At 59.7% G+C, this 17,557-nt stretch carries 16 protein-coding genes and 1 pseudogene; 9 read left to right on the top strand and 8 right to left on the bottom strand.

Annotation, left to right across the window (positions count from 1 at the left end; all coding sequences use genetic code 11):
- Positions 1-75: 75 nt before the first annotated feature.
- Both ACO6VD_RS06390 and pcaR read right to left on the bottom strand, forming a co-directional pair.
- Entirely contained in the window at positions 76-1,422 is a 1,347-nt protein-coding gene (locus ACO6VD_RS06390; protein ID WP_400173923.1) for an MFS transporter, read from the bottom strand.
- 161 nt (positions 1,423-1,583) lie between these two features.
- Positions 1,584-2,459, bottom strand: a complete 876-nt coding sequence (gene pcaR, locus ACO6VD_RS06385; protein ID WP_422417749.1) for a pca regulon transcriptional regulator PcaR — start codon at positions 2,457-2,459, stop codon at positions 1,584-1,586.
- A gap of 609 nt (positions 2,460-3,068) precedes the next feature.
- Between pcaR and ACO6VD_RS06380 the strand changes: the two genes are divergently transcribed.
- Both ACO6VD_RS06380 and ACO6VD_RS06375 read left to right on the top strand, forming a co-directional pair.
- On the top strand, positions 3,069-3,269 hold the full coding sequence (locus ACO6VD_RS06380; protein ID WP_422417748.1) for a hypothetical protein: 201 nt from the start codon (positions 3,069-3,071) through the stop codon (positions 3,267-3,269).
- 330 nt (positions 3,270-3,599) lie between these two features.
- A complete protein-coding gene (locus ACO6VD_RS06375) occupies positions 3,600-5,072 on the top strand; it encodes an inorganic phosphate transporter (protein WP_422417746.1) in 1,473 nt (490 codons plus the stop codon).
- A gap of 59 nt (positions 5,073-5,131) precedes the next feature.
- On the opposite strand, the gene ACO6VD_RS06370 is transcribed toward ACO6VD_RS06375, so the two are convergent.
- Positions 5,132-6,613: a helicase HerA-like domain-containing protein gene (locus ACO6VD_RS06370; RefSeq protein ID WP_422417744.1), complete on the bottom strand. Its 1,482-nt coding sequence runs from the start codon at positions 6,611-6,613 to the stop codon at positions 5,132-5,134.
- On the opposite strand from ACO6VD_RS06370, the pseudogene ACO6VD_RS06365 reads away from it, so the two are divergent.
- The 5 genes and pseudogenes from ACO6VD_RS06365 to ACO6VD_RS06345 all read left to right on the top strand — a co-directional run.
- Positions 6,549-7,805, top strand: a pseudogene (locus ACO6VD_RS06365) (HAMP domain-containing protein); the annotation flags it as partial. The gene ACO6VD_RS06370 and the pseudogene ACO6VD_RS06365 overlap by 65 nt on opposite strands.
- A 93-nt stretch (positions 7,806-7,898) precedes the next feature.
- Complete coding sequence (locus ACO6VD_RS06360) at positions 7,899-8,663, top strand: methyl-accepting chemotaxis protein (protein ID WP_371261989.1); 765 nt, start codon at positions 7,899-7,901, stop codon at positions 8,661-8,663.
- A 143-nt stretch (positions 8,664-8,806) separates the two neighbouring features.
- Positions 8,807-9,928: a glycosyltransferase family 4 protein gene (locus tag ACO6VD_RS06355; RefSeq protein WP_422417751.1), complete on the top strand. Its 1,122-nt coding sequence runs from the start codon at positions 8,807-8,809 to the stop codon at positions 9,926-9,928.
- Entirely contained in the window at positions 9,921-10,691 is a 771-nt protein-coding gene (locus ACO6VD_RS06350; protein ID WP_422417742.1) for a DUF2334 domain-containing protein, read from the top strand. The genes ACO6VD_RS06355 and ACO6VD_RS06350 overlap by 8 nt, the downstream gene beginning before the upstream one ends.
- Complete coding sequence (locus tag ACO6VD_RS06345; protein ID WP_422417740.1) at positions 10,688-11,686, top strand: lysylphosphatidylglycerol synthase transmembrane domain-containing protein; 999 nt, start codon at positions 10,688-10,690, stop codon at positions 11,684-11,686. Before ACO6VD_RS06350 ends, ACO6VD_RS06345 begins: the two co-directional genes overlap by 4 nt.
- On the opposite strand, the gene ACO6VD_RS06340 is transcribed toward ACO6VD_RS06345, so the two are convergent.
- Positions 11,661-11,834, bottom strand: a complete 174-nt coding sequence (locus tag ACO6VD_RS06340; protein ID WP_400171764.1) for a hypothetical protein — start codon at positions 11,832-11,834, stop codon at positions 11,661-11,663. The genes ACO6VD_RS06345 and ACO6VD_RS06340 overlap by 26 nt on opposite strands.
- Positions 11,835-11,855: 21 nt before the next feature.
- Positions 11,856-12,707 carry a formyltetrahydrofolate deformylase gene (purU, locus tag ACO6VD_RS06335; RefSeq protein ID WP_038607385.1) on the bottom strand — a complete coding sequence of 284 codons (852 nt, stop codon included), beginning with the start codon at positions 12,705-12,707 and terminating at the stop codon, positions 11,856-11,858.
- A 313-nt stretch (positions 12,708-13,020) separates the two neighbouring features.
- Between purU and mvaT the strand changes: the two genes are divergently transcribed.
- Complete coding sequence (mvaT, locus tag ACO6VD_RS06330) at positions 13,021-13,398, top strand: histone-like nucleoid-structuring protein MvaT (RefSeq protein WP_400171763.1); 378 nt, start codon at positions 13,021-13,023, stop codon at positions 13,396-13,398.
- Positions 13,399-13,471: 73 nt separating this feature from the next.
- On the opposite strand, the gene sbcB is transcribed toward mvaT, so the two are convergent.
- From sbcB to ACO6VD_RS06315, 3 genes are all read right to left on the bottom strand, one after another.
- Entirely contained in the window at positions 13,472-14,902 is a 1,431-nt protein-coding gene (gene sbcB / locus ACO6VD_RS06325) for an exodeoxyribonuclease I (RefSeq protein WP_422417738.1), read from the bottom strand.
- Between the two features lie 61 nt (positions 14,903-14,963).
- Positions 14,964-15,323, bottom strand: coding sequence for a PilZ domain-containing protein (locus ACO6VD_RS06320; RefSeq protein WP_422417736.1), 360 nt, complete (start codon positions 15,321-15,323; stop codon positions 14,964-14,966).
- A 125-nt stretch (positions 15,324-15,448) separates the two neighbouring features.
- Positions 15,449-15,835, bottom strand: a complete 387-nt coding sequence (locus ACO6VD_RS06315) for a tetratricopeptide repeat protein (protein WP_422417734.1) — start codon at positions 15,833-15,835, stop codon at positions 15,449-15,451.
- Positions 15,836-16,005: 170 nt separating this feature from the next.
- Between ACO6VD_RS06315 and pyk the strand changes: the two genes are divergently transcribed.
- Positions 16,006-17,457 (top strand): pyruvate kinase, encoded by a 1,452-nt coding sequence (gene pyk / locus ACO6VD_RS06310; RefSeq protein ID WP_422417732.1) that lies wholly within the window; start codon positions 16,006-16,008, stop codon positions 17,455-17,457.
- The last annotated feature ends 100 nt before the right edge of the window (positions 17,458-17,557 follow it).

Here is a 17,557-nt window from a genome sequence, read left to right as displayed (position 1 = left end):
TGCATCGCGGGGCAAGCCCGCTCCCACAGGGCCAGTGGTGATTCTGTGGGAGCGGGCTTGCCCCGCGATACTCACTCAGGTCGCGTCGGCGTGGCTGACCATCCCCTTGATCACCACCGCCACTGTGGCCAGCCCGGCCGGGATCACCAGCGCCGTCAGCACTTGTTCGAAGTTCCAGCCCAGGCCCAACAAGGTGGCGCCCATCCAGGCCCCGAGAATGGCGCCGAAACGACCGATGCCGAGCATCCACGACACGCCCGTGGCACGCCCTTGGGTCGGATAGAAACGCGCCGCCAGGGAAGGCATGGCCGATTGCGCGCCGTTGACGCACATGCCGGCAATCAGCACCAGAGTCGCCAATACCGTGATGTTGCCCAGGCTCTGCCCTACCGCATAGGCAAATACCCCAGCCAGCAGATAGAAGATGCCGATGACTTTGTGCGGGTTGTAGCGATCCATGGCCCAGCCCACTGCCACTGCGCTGAGTACGCCGCCAAACTGGAACAGGGCACCAATGAATGCGGCCTGCTCCATGCTGGCGCCACTGTCACGCATCAGCGTCGGCAGCCAGCTGGTCAGCAGATAGACAATCACCAGGCCCATGAAATAGGTCAGCCACAGCAGCAGGGTGCCAACGCTATAGGTGCCGGAGAAAATCACCGCAAAGACGTTGCGCGCCTTCACCGTTTTTTGTTCCGGCACACTGAAACTCGAGGCCTGGGCGACGATCGCCGGCTCGATCGGCGCCAGGGTCTTGCGCACTTTGTCAGTGCCGCGGTTACGCACCACCAGATAGCGTGCCGACTCCGGCAACCACACCAGCAGTACCACTGCCAGCAGCAACGGCAACACGCCACCGATCAACAGCAGACTGTGCCAGCCGAACGCCGGAATCAGCTTGGCGGAGATGAAGCCACCACCGGCCATACCCAGGTTGAAACCACAGAACATACTGGTGACCAGCAGCGACTTGTGCCGCTCCGGGGTGTACTCGGAGAGCAACGTGGTGGCATTGGGCATACCGGCGCCCAGGCCCAGGCCGGTCAGAAAGCGCAGCACCAGCAACTGGTCGACATTGGTGCTATAGGCAGACGCCAGACTGAAGGCACCGAACACCACCACCGCCCCTACCAGCACGACCTTGCGGCCAAAGCGGTCGGCCAGCGGCCCGGAGCCCAAGGCACCAAAGACCATGCCGATAAGCGCGGCACTCATCACCGGGCCGAGGCTTGCGCGGTCGATCCCCCAGTCCTGCGATAGCGCCGGGGCAATGAAGCCCATGGCTGCGGTATCGAGGCCATCCAGAAAAACAATAAGGAAACACAGAATCACCACCCGCCATTGATAGCGCGACAGCGGTTGTTGATTGATAAAGGACTGCACATCAAGGCAGTTCCCGACAGCAGCTTGCGGACTGTTCATTATTTTTATCCAGTAGGAGCGCGCTTATGTGCGGGGCGCGCGGGAGCGACACAGCCGATCGGGGCAGACCGATCGTTGCATCAGGACATTAATAAGCGGTCGTAAGCGGCGCAATTCGATAAACGCAACACTGTGCGTTTATCGAACAGGAACGTGCAGGTTCAGACGAAAAGCTGAGTACTCAGGTCGCGGCTGGCGCCGAGCATGATGGGCAAGAAGCGTTGTTCAAGTTCAGTACGGCTGACCCGACCGGCATGGGTGCTGACGTTCAGGGCTGCCAGGACCTGGCCGGAAGCATCGTAGACCGGTACGGCAATCGAACGCAGGCCCTGCTCCAGCTCCTGGTCGACCACGCACCAGCCTTGCTGACGAACCTGTTGCAGGCATTCGAGCAGCGCCACAGGGTCATGAATGGTACGACTGGTCTTGGCCTGCAGGTCGGCGTGCTCCAGGTATTCATGCAGCGTTGCATCGTCCAGCGCCGCCAGCAGGATCCGCCCCATGGACGTGCAATAGGCGGGCAGCCGCCCGCCTACCGAGAGGTCCACCGAGATCAAGCGCTGCACCGTGGCCGAGCGCGCTATATAAAGGATGTCATCGCCTTCGAGGGTGGCCATGTTGCAGGCCTCATGCAACTGATCGCTCATGCGGTCCAGGTACGGCTGAGCCGATACCGCCAGCGGCGTGGACGACAGGTAGGCATGTCCCAGTGTCAGTACCTTGGGCAACAGTGAATAGGTGCGCCCGTCGGTAGTCGCATAACCCAGCTTGATCAAGGTATGCAGGCAACGCCGCACCGCCGCCCGGGGAATTTCCGTGCGGTGGCTGATTTGCGCAATGGTCAGGTGACGCTTGCGCTCCTGGAAGGCCTGAACCACGGCCAGGCCTCGGGCCAGCGAGGTCATGAAGTCAGGGTCACCGGTGAAGGCCTGAATGCGCCTGGCCGGTGAAGCGACGATGGGCGGTGCCAGCGACGCAAACGAGCTGCGCACCTGATCGTTCAATCCGGGCCCTTTGGGCGATGTTTCTTCTGTCATGGTTCACCTCGACATCACGGTCACTGGGGCGATTATCGAACCAACGACCGATAATCGCAATTGACCGCCACCCACAATTGCTTATACCTTTCTACTGCCACTATGTGGCTTCTTGGAGAGACTGGTCAGGTACCCACCGTAGAAGTCCCAGGCACGGCCTTGCCCACCAAGCGAGGCCGTTTTTTTCTCTCTTGCCTGGCCAAAAACCGCGGTCAATTGCTGGATAACTTTTCGCTTCGATCAAGCGTTTAATGTCAGACGGCGAACGCACTTTAACAAGCCGGTAACAAAAGCTGGTCTTTGTTGTCATTAGCGAAACAACAGAGTTGATACGCGATGAAACTTGCTTGCTATAATCAAGTTCAGCACCCACTACCCTCGGGTCATTGCCGGATCCAATCGGCATACGCCTTAAGTCAAAGGGTACGCACGGGCCTGATGCAAGTGTCTTATGATTGAACAGATTGTTGTTCGTATCGACTTGCCTATTCAGAATCTACTGTTGCTGCGACAGTAATTACGCTCTGGCTGCGTAGCCGCGTGCACGCTGCGCTTTGCAGTCCCGCGCGCGTTAACGCCAGAGTTTATTCATAACCAACAGGTAGCACTGTGACGAAAGACGAACTGCGCGCGGAACTTGAGCGCCAGGAACAACGTTACAAGGAAGTTTACGGCGGGGAAGTCACCACCTACGCCGCCCAGCCCGACCCGGAGCGTAAGCCCTGGCGCAAACGCGCGAGCATTCTCGACCAGGCCTTCGCCCAGGAACTGCAAAAGATCGAGAAAGAGCTCAAGACGGAAGAGCCTTAGCCCTGCTCATGGCGCCCGCCGATTGCAGATGGACGACAGGTATCCGAGAAAAGTCTGGGGGCTGATCGTTACAGTCCCCATCGCAGCTCGTAACGGATTCTCACAAATTTCATACACACGTTTGAATTTTTAATGTGACCTTCCGCTTACTGTAAACCCTTATATTTTCTCGATTTTTACCGATTTTAGCCGACTTTTACTCAATCATTCCCGACACACCCCACCCCGGGAACACGTCGGAACGACCTGGACCGGTCAGCGGCAGGTGCATCGATTAGCAGGGATTTCTGGCATAATCGCGCCCCCTTATGACCGGGTCAGAATACCTTCATGATCGATTTATTCAGCGGACTTGATGCCTGGGTACTGGTGAGCTTGCTGCTCGCTTTGACCTTCGTACTCGCCTTCGAGTTCATCAATGGCTTTCATGACACCGCTAACGCGGTAGCTACAGTCATTTATACCAAAGCCATGCCCCCGCACCTGGCGGTGTTCTTCTCCGGGGTGTTCAACTTCCTTGGCGTGCTGCTCGGCGGTGTCGGCGTGGCCTATGCCATCGTCCACCTGTTGCCGGTGGAGATGCTGATCAATGTGAACACCGGTCATGGATTGGCCATGGTCTTCTCCTTGCTCGCCGCCGCCATTGCCTGGAACCTGGGCACCTGGTACTTCGGTATTCCGGCGTCCAGCTCCCACACCCTGATCGGTTCGATCCTCGGGGTTGGCCTGGCCAACGCCCTGATCAGCGACATTCCGTTGGGTGAAGGGGTCAACTGGCAAAAGGCTATCGACATCGGCATGTCCCTGGTGCTCTCGCCGATGGCCGGTTTTGCCGTGGCAGCCCTGGTATTGCTGGGCCTGAAGTGGTGGCGTCCACTGTCGAAGATGCACAAAACTCCAGAGCAGCGCCGCAAGCTCGACGACAAGAAGCACCCGCCGTTCTGGAACCGCCTGGTACTGGTGATTTCGGCCATGGGCGTGAGCTTCGTGCACGGCTCCAACGATGGTCAGAAAGGTATCGGCCTGATCATGCTGGTGTTGATCGGTATCGTCCCGGCGCAGTTCGTACTCGACCTGAACAGCACCACTTACCAGATCGAGCGTACCCGCGACGCCACCCTGCACCTGAGCCAGTTCTACCAGCGTAACGAAGCTACCCTGGGCGAGTTCCTGGCCCTGGGCAAAGCCAAGAACGGCGACCTGCCAGAGCAGTTCAGCTGCAACCCGCAGCAGACCGAGCCGACCATCAATGCCTTGCTTGAGTCCCTCAAGGGCGTGACCGAGTACCGCTCGCTGTCGCCGGAAAAACGCGTTGAAGTACGTCGTTACCTGCTCTGCCTGGACGACACCGCGAAGAAAGTCGGCAAGCTCCCAGGCCTGCAGCCCCGCGAGAAGGCTGACCTGGACAAACTGCGCAAAGACCTGACCGCCACCACCGAGTACGCCCCGTTCTGGGTAATCCTCGCTGTTGCCCTGGCCCTGGGCCTGGGTACCATGGTTGGCTGGAAGCGTGTGGTACTGACCATCGGTGAGAAAATCGGCAAGCAGGGCATGACCTACGCCCAGGGCATGTCGGCACAGATCACCGCAGCCTGCGCCATCGGTATGGCCAACATCTTCAGCCTGCCCGTGTCGACCACCCACGTGTTGTCTTCGGGTGTGGCCGGTACCATGGTTGCGAACAAGAGCGGCCTGCAAGGCGGCACCGTCAAGACCATCCTGCTGGCCTGGGTCCTGACCCTGCCGGCAACCGTGGGCCTGTCGGCTGGTTTGTTCTGGCTGGCGACCAGGTTCATCGGTTGATCCATGCTGCATTGAAAAAGGCGCCTTCGGGCGCCTTTTTTGTGGCTGTTATAGAAGAACTAGCGGCGCTTGCTGCCACCGAGCAACGAGCCCATCAAGCCGCGCACCAACTGCCGCCCGAACTGGTTGGCCGCCTGACGCACTGCCGACTTGATCGCCTGTCCGGCCGCGCTCTGGAGAAACTCTCCTGCTTTGTCAGCCAGGCTCTCTTCGGCGGCAGCAGGCGCCTGCTCGGACGCCGCGGTGCTGCCTCCCTTGCGGGCGGTGAGCATTTCATAAGCCGATTCGCGATCCACCGGCTTGTCGTATCGTCCAGCCAAGGGTGAAGCGGCAATCAGGGCGGCGCGCTCAGCGTCGCTCAACGGTCCGATGCGCGACTGTGGTGGCGCAATCAACACGCGCTGGACCATGCCGGGCGTCCCCTTGTCCTGCAGGGTACCAACCAAGGCTTCACCAATTCCGAGCTCAGTCAGCACACTCAAGGTGTCGATTTCAGGATTGGGACGAAAACCATCGGCCACCGCCTTCAAGGATTTCTGCTCCTTGGCGGTGAACGCTCGCAAGCCATGCTGAATTCGCAGCCCCAGTTGCGCCAGAACATCATCCGGCAGGTCACTCGGCGACTGGGTAACAAAGTACACCCCGACACCCTTGGAGCGAATCAGCCGAACGACCTGCTCCAGGCGGTCCTGCAAGGCTTTAGGCGTGCCGCTGAACAACAAGTGCGCTTCATCGAAGAACAGCGCCAGCAAGGGTTTGTCGGCATCACCACGTTCGGGCAACTGCTCGAACAGCTCAGCCAGGAGCCACAACAAGAATGTTGCGTAAACCTTCGGTGCCTCGTGAACCAGGCGGCTGGCATCCAGCAAGTGAATGCGTCCACGGCCATCGGCATCTGGACGTAGCAGATCCTCCAGTTGCAAAGCCGGCTCACCGAACAATGCTTCGGCGCCCTGCTGTTCCAGGGTGGCCAGGCGCCGCAACAGGGCCTGACTGGATCCGGTGGTCAGCAGCGCGCTGTCTTCACCCAGCACTTGCGGGTTGTCCTTGAGGTGCGCAAGCAGCGCCTTGAGGTCCTTGATATCAAGCAACAACAGGCCTTTACGATCAGCCACTTTAAAAGCAGCATAAAGGGCTGCCTGCTGACTATCGGTCAGCTCCAGTAAGTTACCCAGCAGCAAAGGGCCCATTTCACTCAAAGTGGTGCGCAATGGATGACCGGACTGCCCGTGGATATCCCACAGGCTGACGGGGTAAGCCTGGGCCCGATGCTCAAGCCACGGCATCCCGGCAATGCGCTCGGCGACCTTGCCCTGCGGGTTGCCTACCGCGCCCAGGCCACACAGGTCGCCTTTGACGTCAGCGGCGAACACCGCCACCCCGGCATCACTGAACGCCTCGGCCATATGTTGCAGGGTTACGGTCTTGCCGGTACCGGTGGCGCCAGCAACCAGACCGTGACGGTTGGCCAGGCGCATGGCCTGGCTTACCGGTTGGCCGGCCGGATCAGCACCGAGAATGAACTGCGAAGAATCAGGCATGTTTTTTCACCCTCTGTTTAAGCTTTGGCTCGAATCGGCCGATATCTCATTAGCGATAGACCACCAGAAAGACAGGATAAGCCCGACAAGGAAAGGGGACCTGCACTGCTTTCAAACTGTTCTTTGTGCGAACGACCCGGATAACAAAACCTTAGCGGACCGACACGTTATGAACAAAAGCCTCCGATTCAGCCACAAGATCCTTCTGGCCGCTTCTTTGATCGTCATGATCGCCTTCACACTCTTCACTTTGTACAACGATTTCCTGCAGCGCAATGCAATTCGTGAAGATCTGGAGCGTTATCTCGCAGAGATGGGCGACACCACATCAACCAATATTAAAAACCTGTTTGATGGTCGCATTCTGCTAGTGCAAAACGTAGCGCAGAACATTGCGGCGTTTCCCGATGCTGACAAGGTCGGCACCCTGCTCGGGCAACAAGCCCTGGTCTCGAGTTTTCTGACTGTCTACCTGGGTGACGTCAACGGCGGTTTCACCATTCGCCCGCAGACCAAGATGCCCGACGGCTACGACCCACGTGTTCGCCCTTGGTATAAAGACGGGATGGCCGCCAACGGCCCGATCCTGACCGAACCCTACATTGATGTCAGCACCGGCAAAATGGTGATTTCGGTGGTAGCCACCGCCGCACGCAACATCGGTGTAGTCGGCGGCGACCTGGCCCTGGACGGCCTGACTGAAATCATCAACTCGCTGAACTTCGGCGGTATGGGCTATGCCTTCCTGGTCAACGACCAAGGCAAGATCCTCGTACACCCGGACAAGAACCTGGTGATGAAGTCGCTGTCGGACCTGTTCCCGCAGAACACCCCGCGCCTGAGCAAAGACCTCAGCGAAGTCCAGATCAATGGCGAGACCCGCTTGCTGACCTTTGCCCCGGTCAAGGGCCTGCCTTCGGCCAACTGGTACATCGGCCTGTCCGTGGACAAGGACAAGGCCTACGCCATGCTCAGCACGTTCCGCACTTCGGCCGTGATCGCCACGCTGGTGGCCGTGGCCATCATCATTGCCCTGCTCGGCCTGTTGATCCGCGTCCTGCTGCAGCCGCTGCACACCATGACCCGGGCGATGGAAGACATCGCCGAAGGCGAAGGTGACCTGACCAAACGCCTGACCCTGCACAGCCAGGACGAATTCGGCATCCTTGGCACGGCGTTCAACCGCTTTGTCGAACGTATCCACACCTCGATCCGCGAAGTATCTTCCGCTACCGAGCAGGTGAACGAAGTTGCCCTGCGCGTGGTGAGCGCGTCCAACTCCTCGATGGTCAACTCCGACGAGCAGTCCAACCGCACCAACAGCGTCGCAGCCGCAATCAATCAGCTTGGCGCTGCCGCCCAGGAGATTGCCCATAACGCCGCGCAAGCCTCGCAACAGGCAAGTTCGGCACGTCACCTGGCCGAAGAAGGCCAGCAGGTGGTCGATCGCAGCATTGCCGCGATGAACCGTCTGTCGGACTTGATCTGCACCTCCAGCTCGCACATCGAGACACTCAACAGCAAGACGGTGAACATCGGCCAGATCCTCGAAGTGATCACCAGCATCTCCCAGCAGACCAACTTGCTCGCCCTCAACGCGGCGATCGAAGCGGCCCGCGCCGGTGAAGCCGGACGCGGTTTCGCCGTGGTTGCCGATGAAGTGCGCAACCTCGCGCACCGCACTCAGGAGTCGGCGCAGCAGGTGCAGAACATGATCGAAGAGCTGCAGGTCGGCGCCCGTGAATCGGTCGACACCATGGGCCAAAGCCAACGCCACAGCCAGGACAGCGTCGAGATCGCCAACCAGGCCGGCGAACGCCTGGGCAGCGTAACCCTGCGCATCGGCGAGATCGACGGCATGAACCAGTCGGTAGCCACTGCCACCGAAGAACAAACCGCCGTGGTCGACTCGATCAACATGGACATCAATGAAATCAACATGCTCAACCAGGAAGGGGTCGAGAACCTGCAGTCGACCCTGCGCGCCTGCGCCGACCTGGAGCAACAGGCCAGCCGCCTGAAACAGCTGGTCGGCAGCTTCCGCATCTAGGCATCGCCGGGCAGCGGCGTTCGCCGCTGCCCACCCCCTCTCGCAGCGCGATCGAACAAACTATCCTTTATAGAGGTCCACCTTAGGGTACGTCATCAGGTGCACACCGCCTGATGACACGCTCTGAAGACGATCTCGGAGGGATGCTGATCGTGCACATCGCTGACATCACCATGTTCTACGCCCCCGCCAGTGGCGGCGTGCGTACCTATCTTGATGCCAAACATCGCCGCCTGGGGCTTACCCCCGGTGTCCGCCACAGTCTGTTGATCCCTGGTGCTTCTCCCCAGCATGCCAACGGCATCTACCAGGTGCCGGCACCGGCCCTGCCGTTCGGCAATGGCTATCGTTTTCCGTTGCGCCTGGCACCCTGGCGCAACGTACTGCAGGACCTGCAGCCCGACCTGATCGAAGTCGGCGATCCTTACCTGACCGCCTGGGCCGCACTGGATGCACGCCGCCAGCTCGATGTGCCGGTCATCGGCTTCTACCACTCCGATTTACCGTTGTTGGTCAGTAATCGAATGGGCAACTGGTTCACCCCCAATGTCGAGGCCTATGTCAGCAAGTTGTACGGCAATTTCGACCGAGTCCTGGCCCCCAGCCAAGTGATGGCCAACAAGCTTCGCGGGCTGGGTATAGCAAACGTGCATGTACAGCGACTTGGCGTGGACCTGGAGACGTTCAATCCGCAACGTCGTGACATGGGTCTGCGTCGGCAGTTGCACATTGCCGACAGCACGCATCTGCTGGTGTTTGCCGGACGCGGCTCTCGGGAGAAAAACCTCCCCGTGCTGCTGGACTGCATGCAGCGCCTGGGCAGGCACTATCACCTGTTGCTGGTGGGCTCGCACATGCCTTCCAACGTGCCGGCCAATGTCAGCGTCATCGACCATTTCTGCCCGGCCCATGAAGTCGCCCGCCTACTGGCCAGTGCCGACGCCCTGCTGCATGCCGGTGATCAGGAAACCTTCGGCCTGGTGATTCTCGAAGCCATGGCCAGTGCGATCCCGGTGATCGCCGTGGCCGCTGGGGCATTCAAGGAAATCCTTGACCCGCGCTTCGGCCGCCTGTGCGCGCCGAATGACGGCCAGGCCATGGCCAGGGCCGTGCGCGAAGTGTTCGAAGAAGGTGCCGCGCAGCTCGGCCAAAACGCGCGTCTGCATGTCGAACAGCACTATGCCTGGGACAGCGTGGTCAATGGGCTGCTCGCCCATTATCGGGCCGTGCTGGGGCATGAGCTGCCGGTGCGCACTTATGCCTGAGCACACGCTCAGCCAGTCAGGGCAGCACCTGTTGTTGGTGCTGCATGACGTGGCGCCGCACACCTGGCCCGACTACCAGCCGTTCGTTGAGGCGGTGGATGCGTTGGGCAACATTCCCATGACCTGGCTGATCGTGCCGGATTTTCACAAGCGCGATCCGCTGATCCAGGCCAGTGGCTTTCGACACATGCTCGACCAGCGCCTGCGCCGCGGCGACGAGCTGGTCCTGCATGGTTTCTACCATGCCGACGATAGCCCGCCACCGCGCTCGCTACGGGACTATTTCATGCGGCGCATCTACACCTTCGAAGGCGAGTTCTACAGCCTTGACCAGGCCACCGCACTGGAGCGCCTGGAAGCCGGCATGGCACTGTTTCACCAATTCGACTGGCCATTGGCTGGCTTTGTCGCCCCGGCCTGGCTGATGAGTGAAGGTACACGTCAGGCGCTGACTACCCTGCCCTTGCGCTACACCAGTGATCCTCAACACCTCTACCGCTTGCCGGACTTTACCCCTCTCCCCGCCCCCGGTCTGGTATGGAGCGCACGAAGCGCCTGGCGCCGGGGCCTGTCGAAAGTAGTCTGCGACCTGCAGGTTGCCCGATTGCAACGGGCACCCGTCATACGCCTGGGCTTGCATCCGGTAGACATGCGCCATGGTTTTTCCCGCCGCTACTGGCTACACACCCTGCAGCACATGCTGCGCCAAGGCCGCACGCCGCTGACCAAATCCGCCTGGCTAGCCAGCAGGCAAGCCCGGTGAACCGCCTGCTCTGGCTGCTCTTCGCCCTGATTCTGGCGCTGTTGGTACCTGCGCTGCTTGGCGGCAGTGACCTACTGGTAAGGTTGCGCGCATTCGACCCTGATCTTCTGCTCGGTCTGCTGGGTATGATTCTGCTGTGCTGGGTCATCAATGCCACGCGCCTGCGACTGTTGCTCGGCAGCCATGGTGAAAACCTGGGACGGTGGCGTAGCCTGGGCGTGATCATGGCCACCGAATTTGCCATCTGTACCACGCCAGGTGGCAGCGGCGGCCCTCTGGCCTTGATGGCGCTGCTGGCGCGCGAGCGCATCAAGCCTGCGCGCAGCAGTGCGGTGTACGCCGCCGATCAACTCAATGACCTGCTGTTCTTCCTCTGCGCCATGCTCGGGATCGCTGCCTACTCCCTGTTTCACAGCCTCAACCGCAGTCTGGAAGCGATGTTGCTGAGCAGTGCCGTACTGATGGTCGGGGCACTGGCTGGCGTCGTGGCGTTATTGAGTTACCGGCGGCCCTTGCTGCAGCTCAATTGCCGATTGTTACGCACACTGAAGATGTCGGCTTGCCGCCGTCGACGCTGGACACGCAAGATACTGCACTTCTTTCGCGCCTTGGCCGATACCTGGCGACTGCCCAAGCGCACATTGGCGCTGGTCTTCGCCCTGACGTGCGTGCACTGGGGATTGCGTTACAGTGTGCTGTACCTGGCCCTGCGCGGGCTTGGCGTGGACTTGCAATGGATGCTGAGCTTTCTGGTGCAGATGCTCTCGCTCAGCGCCGGGCAGTTCAGCCTGCTGCCAGGCGGTGCCGGTGCGGCAGAATTGACCTCGGCCGCGTTGCTGACACCCTGGGTGAGGGCGTCCACGGCGGCGGCAGCCATTCTGATCTGGCGGGTAGTGACGTATTACTTTTACCTGGTTGTCGGTGGCCCGGTGTTTCTCTGCCTGTTGGGCAGACCCCTGCTGGAGCGCTTCAATCAGGCTCGGGCACGTCGCTAGGAGGCTGCAACTGCTCCCAGAGTTCGGCGGCACCAGGAAAATCAGTGCCATCCTCGCTGTCCAGTGCATCCGGGTCGTAACGGCTCAAGCAGCCCTCGCCAAGAGTCTGCGGGGCTTTGGAGGTTGCCTTGTCGAAGGGATCGGCCATGCGGCAACCTCCATATGCGGGTTAGTTGAAGACCACCGTCTTGTTGCCATGAACCAGCACACGGTCTTCCAGGTGATAGCGCAAACCGCGCGCCAGCACCATCTTCTCGACGTCACGGCCGAATCGAACCATGTCCTCGATGCTGTCGCTGTGGCTGACCCGCACCACGTCCTGCTCGATGATCGGGCCGGCGTCCAGTTCTTCGGTCACGTAGTGGCAGGTCGCACCGATCAGCTTCACACCACGCAACGAGGCCTGGTGGTAAGGCTTGGCGCCGACAAACGACGGCAGGAAGCTGTGGTGAATGTTGATCACCTGCTGGGCGTATTCCTGGCAGAGTTGTGGCGGCAGAATCTGCATGTAGCGCGCCAGAACTACAACATCGGCACCGTGCTCTTTGACCAGACGCGAAACTTCGGCAAACGCCGGTTGTTTGTCCTGCGGATCGACCGGTACATGGAAGAACGGAATGCCATGCCACTCGACCATGCTGCGCAGGTCGTTGTGGTTGGAGATCACGCAAGGAATGTCGCAATCCAGCTCTTTGGCGTGCCAGCGGTGCAACAAGTCGGCCAGGCAGTGGGATTCGCGACTGGCCATCAGCACTACGCGTTTTTTCTGGTCGGTGTCGGTAATACGCCAGACCATGGAAAATTCTTCAGCAATCGGTGCGAACGCTTCGCGGAACGCCTCAATGCCAAACGGCAGGGTGTCTGCGCGGATTTCGTGACGCATGAAGAACCAACCGCTCTGCTCATCGGAATGATGGCTCGCTTCGTTGATCCAGCCGTTATGGGACGCCAGGAAATTACTGACTTTGGCGACGATGCCAACGCGGTCGGGGCAAGCAATCACCAGCCGGTAGGTGCGCATGAAAGGGACTCCAGATACTTCGCAAAGGCGCACATTCTAACCAGTGCCCGGAAAAACTGCAGTAGGCAATGCGCACGTCCTGTCGCCAGCACCTGCAGTGCCTGAGCAGCAGCCAAGGCGGCGCTACAAGCGGCGTTGCGGCAAGTTAACTGTTATCGGCAAGTCTTAGTTTGTAAATTTTTCTTAATACAATTGATCAGGTTGATTTAAGCGCTCAGCCATTTATTACCCAGTTTAATGTTTACTTGGCAGTAAGCTCTGACTATTATTGGCCCACTGTCTACCTGATTTCCCAATTTCCAAGGATCACCCAATGTCCCTGATCAACGAATACCGCGCTACCGAAGAAGCCATCAAAGAACTGCAAGCTCGCCTGGCAAACCTGTCGAACGACGACAAGCTGAAGAAAGAGCTGGAGTTCGAAGGCAAACTGCGCAACCTGATGGGTGAATATCAGAAGTCGCTGCGCGATATCATTGCGCTGCTCGACCCTGAAGCAAAATCGGTTAAAGCACCTCGCGGCGCTGTTAAAGCTACCGGCACCAAGCGCGCCCGCAAGGTCAAGCAATACAAAAACCCGCACAACGGTGAAGTCATCGAAACCAAAGGCGGCAACCACAAAACCCTGAAAGAATGGAAAGCCAAATGGGGTGGCGATGTGGTTGAAGGCTGGGCGACCCTGCTGGGTTAATTGCCGGTCACTGCAACCTCGTTTGCACTGATAAAAAAAACGCCAGCTTGCTGGCGTTTTTTTCGCCTGTCGCTTATATGCCCAATTGCAACTTCAACGCCTGGACATGTGCTTGCCAATGTCCGAGCAGTTCCCGCTGAGCGGCGTCAGCCTGCCCCCAGCACGCCTGCACAGCCTGTTCAAAATCGCCAACGGTGTTCGGCGCACCGAGCTGTGGGTCGGTCAAGCGCTGCTGGCAGAACAGCTGCCAGCGTTGCAACTCCTGCTCATTCAAGGTTTCGATGAAATTGCGCGCACGATAGCGAAACAGCAATTCGGGTAGACGCTCATCATCGAACATCCAGTGGCCCTGCCCTAACTGTTGCGGATCGACACTGCGTACTTGCTCACACAAACGCCGGTCGCGATCACCAATAAACCCGTCATACAATTGTTGCTCGGGATCTTCGCAAGGGGCAAATGCTTCCTCAGCGTAGAGGGTTTGTAATTTACTTTGCCAGGTCGCCTGGGCGGCTATCAGGATTGATGCCCTTGCTTGAAACAAGGACATATCCAGCCCCAGGCGTTGCTGATCCTGCACACGCAATACAGTCAACGGCGCAACAACCGGGCAACGATTGATGTGCACCAACTTCAACGGCACGGGTAATTGCCCTTCAAGCATTTCCTCGCGCCGCGTGTATAAACGCTCACGTAATGACTCAGCCTGCTCCTGCAACAACGGTTGTGGATCCATGCCCAAGTCACAGACAATCAAGGCATTACGATTACGCGGATGCCAGGCCAGCGGCAGGACCACCCCCAGATAATTGCGCGCTGCAGAAAAGCGCCCGGAAATATGTACCAGCGGTTGCAGCAAGCGAATCTGGTCGAGGACTTTCTGTTTACTACGTAGTTGAAATAACCAGTCATACAGTTTTGGCTGTTTTTCCCGGATCAATCGTGCAAGCGCAATGGTCGCACGCACATCACTGAGTGCTTCATGAGCCTGACCATGATCGATTCCATTGGCCGCAGTCAGTAATTCCAGGCGCAAACTGACTCGCCCCTCCTGTTCGGGCCAGACAATGCCGTCCGGGCGCAGGGCATAGGCTGCACGCACCACATCAATCAGGTCCCAGCGACTGTTGCCACCTTGCCACTCCCGGGCGTACGGGTCGAAGAAGTTGCGGTAAAGACTGTAGCGGGTGACCTCATCATCAAAACGCAGGCTGTTGTAGCCGGCGCCACAGGTACCCGGACGGGCCAGTTCGGCATGCACGCGGGTCATGAACTCGGCTTCGCGCAGACCTCGACTGGCCAGCTGTGCAGGCGTAATGCCGGTCACCAGGCACGCCGCCGGGTGCGGGAGGATGTCATCACTGGGTTGGCAGTAGAAATTGATTGGTGCTTCGATCTCGTTGAGGTCGAGATCGGTACGTACACCGGCCACCTGCAAGGGGCGGTCGTTGCGCGGATTGATACCGGTGGTTTCGTAGTCGTGCCAGAAAATGCTGGTGCTCACGGGGTCGTCCTGAACATAAGATCGACCAGAGTCTAGGGCCACTCGCCCGCCACGGCCAGCCTCAGGCCGAGGCACCTAATGGATAGAAACTGAAATAGTTGCGCAAGGCCCGCACCAGCTGTGCGTATTCTCCGGGGGCCTGCAGCAGCATGAATCCTGAGTCATAGTGGCCCGGCGTCTCATCTTCATGGCACCACAGGCAACTGGCGGTGAGGTTGATCAGGTGTATGCCCCCACCCCGCCCAATCACTTTCAGTTGCAACTCGAAATCCGGACCGATCAGCATCGGCAGCTGGCTGATCAGCATCAGGCCGTCTTCGGACACGTTACCCAGGTAGCCGATGGGCTGATCGGTAAAACGGTTGAAGACTTTGAGGAAATAAGGGAGCTGATGACGCTCGATGTGGCGCTCGTCAATCATGATCGGAATCGCTGTCGGAGACCCTTTAGCAGGGCCGCGCTAGTGCTGCTGTCTGGCGTAGGTTTCAGCAATAAGCTTAGCGCAACCTGACCCTGGCGTCATAATTGACCGCGAACACTTTAGTATTAGCGCCAAGGCGTGGTGGTCGCCGGTCGGGCCATGGCCGCCTCGCCACCACGATAGTGACCCAGTTGTTCCAGCGTCTGCAGGCGGGCACGGGCACGATAGGCGTATTCGTTTTGCGGATAGCGCGCGATGAGGTACTGGTAGGTCTGGGCGGCATCGACGTAGAGCTTCTGGCGCTCCAGGCACTGGCCGCGCAGCATCGACACTTCGGGATGGATGAACGGCCGTGCACGGCTGGCCCGGTCGACCTGCGACAGCTCGAGCATGACCTGCTCGCAATTGCCGCGATCATAGGCGCGGTAGGCATTGTTCAGATGGTGGTCCATCGACCAGCGGGTGCAGCCGACGACACTGGTCGCCAGGGCTAGAACGATCAAGGCTCGCATGGGGGAATCTCCTGTATTGAGCAGTTTATCGGCGTTGCGCGGAAAATCTATAGGTCAGACGGCCCGTTCAAACGCTACCCCCGTCGCCTTTGCAGGTAGTGCAAAGGAACAATGACTACAGCGAAATTCCAGAGTAGCCTTTCGCTGCGCTTCACTATAGGAGTCTGTGCATGACCATCCGCCGTACCAAAATCGTCGCCACCCTTGGCCCCGCCAGCAACTCGCCGGAAGTAATCGAACAACTGATTCTTGCCGGTCTGGATGTTGCTCGCCTGAACTTTTCCCACGGCACACCTGATGAGCACAAAGCCCGCGCTCGTCTGATCCGTGAGATCGCTGCACGCCTGGGTCGTCATGTAGCACTGCTCGGCGACCTGCAGGGTCCGAAGATTCGTATCGCCAAATTCACCAACAAGCGCATCGAACTGAAAGTCGGTGATCGCTTCACGTTCTCCACCGCCCATCCGCTGACTGAAGGCACTCAGGATATCGTCGGCATCGACTATCCAGACCTGGTCAAAGATTGCGGCGTGGGTGACGAGCTGCTGCTCGATGACGGTCGCGTGGTGATGCGGGTAGACACCGCCACCGCTGACGCCCTGCACTGCTCGGTACTGATCGGCGGCCCGCTGTCCGACCACAAAGGCATCAACCGCAGAGGCGGCGGCCTGACCGCCCCGGCCCTGACCGAAAAAGACAAGGCTGACATCAAGCTGGCAGCCGAGATGGACCTGGACTACCTGGCCGTGTCGTTCCCACGCGACGCCAGCGACATGGAATACGCCCGTCGCCTGCGTGACGAAGCCGGCGGCAGCGCCTGGCTGGTAGCCAAGATCGAACGCGCTGAAGCCGTCGCTGACGACGAGACGCTCGACGGTCTGATCGCCGCGTCCGACGCCGTGATGGTTGCCCGTGGCGACCTGGGTGTGGAAATCGGCGACGCCGAGCTGATCGCGATCCAGAAAAAGATCATTCAGCACGCCCGTCGCAACAACAAGGCTGTGATCGTCGCCACGCAGATGATGGAATCGATGATCCAGAATCCGATGCCGACCCGTGCCGAAGTGTCCGACGTGGCCAACGCCGTGCTCGACAACACCGACGCGGTAATGCTGTCGGCCGAGAGCGCCGCCGGCGCCTACCCGATCGAAGCCGTCCAGGCCATGGCGCGCATCTGCCAGGGTGCTGAAAAGCACCCGACCAGCCAGAAGTCCAGCCACCGCCTGCACACCACCTTCGAGCGCTGCGACGAGAGCATCGCCCTGGCGGCCATGTACACCGCCAACCACTTCCCGGGTGTGAAAGCGATCATCGCCCTCACCGAAAGTGGCTACACCCCGCTGATCATGTCGCGCCTGCGCTCCTCGGTGCCGATCTTCGCGCTGTCTCCGCACCGCGCTACTCAAGCCCGTGCTTCGATGTTCCGCGGTGTCTACCCGATTGCCTTCGACCCGGCTGCCCTGGCACCGGAAAAAGTCAGTCAGGCGGCGGTCGACGAGCTGCTCAAGCGCGGCCTGGTCGAGCCCGGTGACTGGGTGATCCTGACCAAAGGCGATAGCTACCACACCATCGGTGGCACCAACGGCATGAAGATCCTGCATGTCGGTGATTCGCTGGTCTGATTCGCAGCCTGTGCTGTGATGCTGTTAACCCCGTTGGGGGAGGGGGGGGGGGGGGAGGGGGGGGGGGGGGGTGGATAGGGGGGGCGCGGGGCAGTGAGCG

The organism is Pseudomonas sp. GZD-222, from assembly GCF_049310525.1.
Classification (GTDB): domain Bacteria; phylum Pseudomonadota; class Gammaproteobacteria; order Pseudomonadales; family Pseudomonadaceae; genus Aquipseudomonas.
This window is presented reverse-complemented; position numbering and strand designations above follow the sequence as displayed.

Bases quoted from the DNA above. Each gene is read 5' to 3' on its own strand.
- ACO6VD_RS06390 (WP_400173923.1), bottom strand. From the start codon at position 1,422: ATGAACAGTCCGCAAGCTGCTGTCGGGAACTGCCTTGATGTGCAGTCC.
- pcaR (WP_422417749.1), bottom strand. From the start codon at position 2,459: ATGACAGAAGAAACATCGCCCAAAGGGCCCGGATTGAACGATCAGGTG.
- ACO6VD_RS06375 (WP_422417746.1), top strand. From the start codon at position 3,600: ATGATCGATTTATTCAGCGGACTTGATGCCTGGGTACTGGTGAGCTTG.
- ACO6VD_RS06370 (WP_422417744.1), bottom strand. From the start codon at position 6,613: ATGCCTGATTCTTCGCAGTTCATTCTCGGTGCTGATCCGGCCGGCCAA.
- ACO6VD_RS06360 (WP_371261989.1), top strand. From the start codon at position 7,899: ATGGTCAACTCCGACGAGCAGTCCAACCGCACCAACAGCGTCGCAGCC.
- ACO6VD_RS06355 (WP_422417751.1), top strand. From the start codon at position 8,807: ATGCTGATCGTGCACATCGCTGACATCACCATGTTCTACGCCCCCGCC.
- ACO6VD_RS06350 (WP_422417742.1), top strand. From the start codon at position 9,921: ATGCCTGAGCACACGCTCAGCCAGTCAGGGCAGCACCTGTTGTTGGTG.
- ACO6VD_RS06340 (WP_400171764.1), bottom strand. From the start codon at position 11,834: ATGGCCGATCCCTTCGACAAGGCAACCTCCAAAGCCCCGCAGACTCTT.
- purU (WP_038607385.1), bottom strand. From the start codon at position 12,707: ATGCGCACCTACCGGCTGGTGATTGCTTGCCCCGACCGCGTTGGCATC.
- mvaT (WP_400171763.1), top strand. From the start codon at position 13,021: ATGTCCCTGATCAACGAATACCGCGCTACCGAAGAAGCCATCAAAGAA.
- ACO6VD_RS06320 (WP_422417736.1), bottom strand. From the start codon at position 15,323: ATGATTGACGAGCGCCACATCGAGCGTCATCAGCTCCCTTATTTCCTC.
- ACO6VD_RS06315 (WP_422417734.1), bottom strand. From the start codon at position 15,835: ATGCGAGCCTTGATCGTTCTAGCCCTGGCGACCAGTGTCGTCGGCTGC.
- pyk (WP_422417732.1), top strand. From the start codon at position 16,006: ATGACCATCCGCCGTACCAAAATCGTCGCCACCCTTGGCCCCGCCAGC.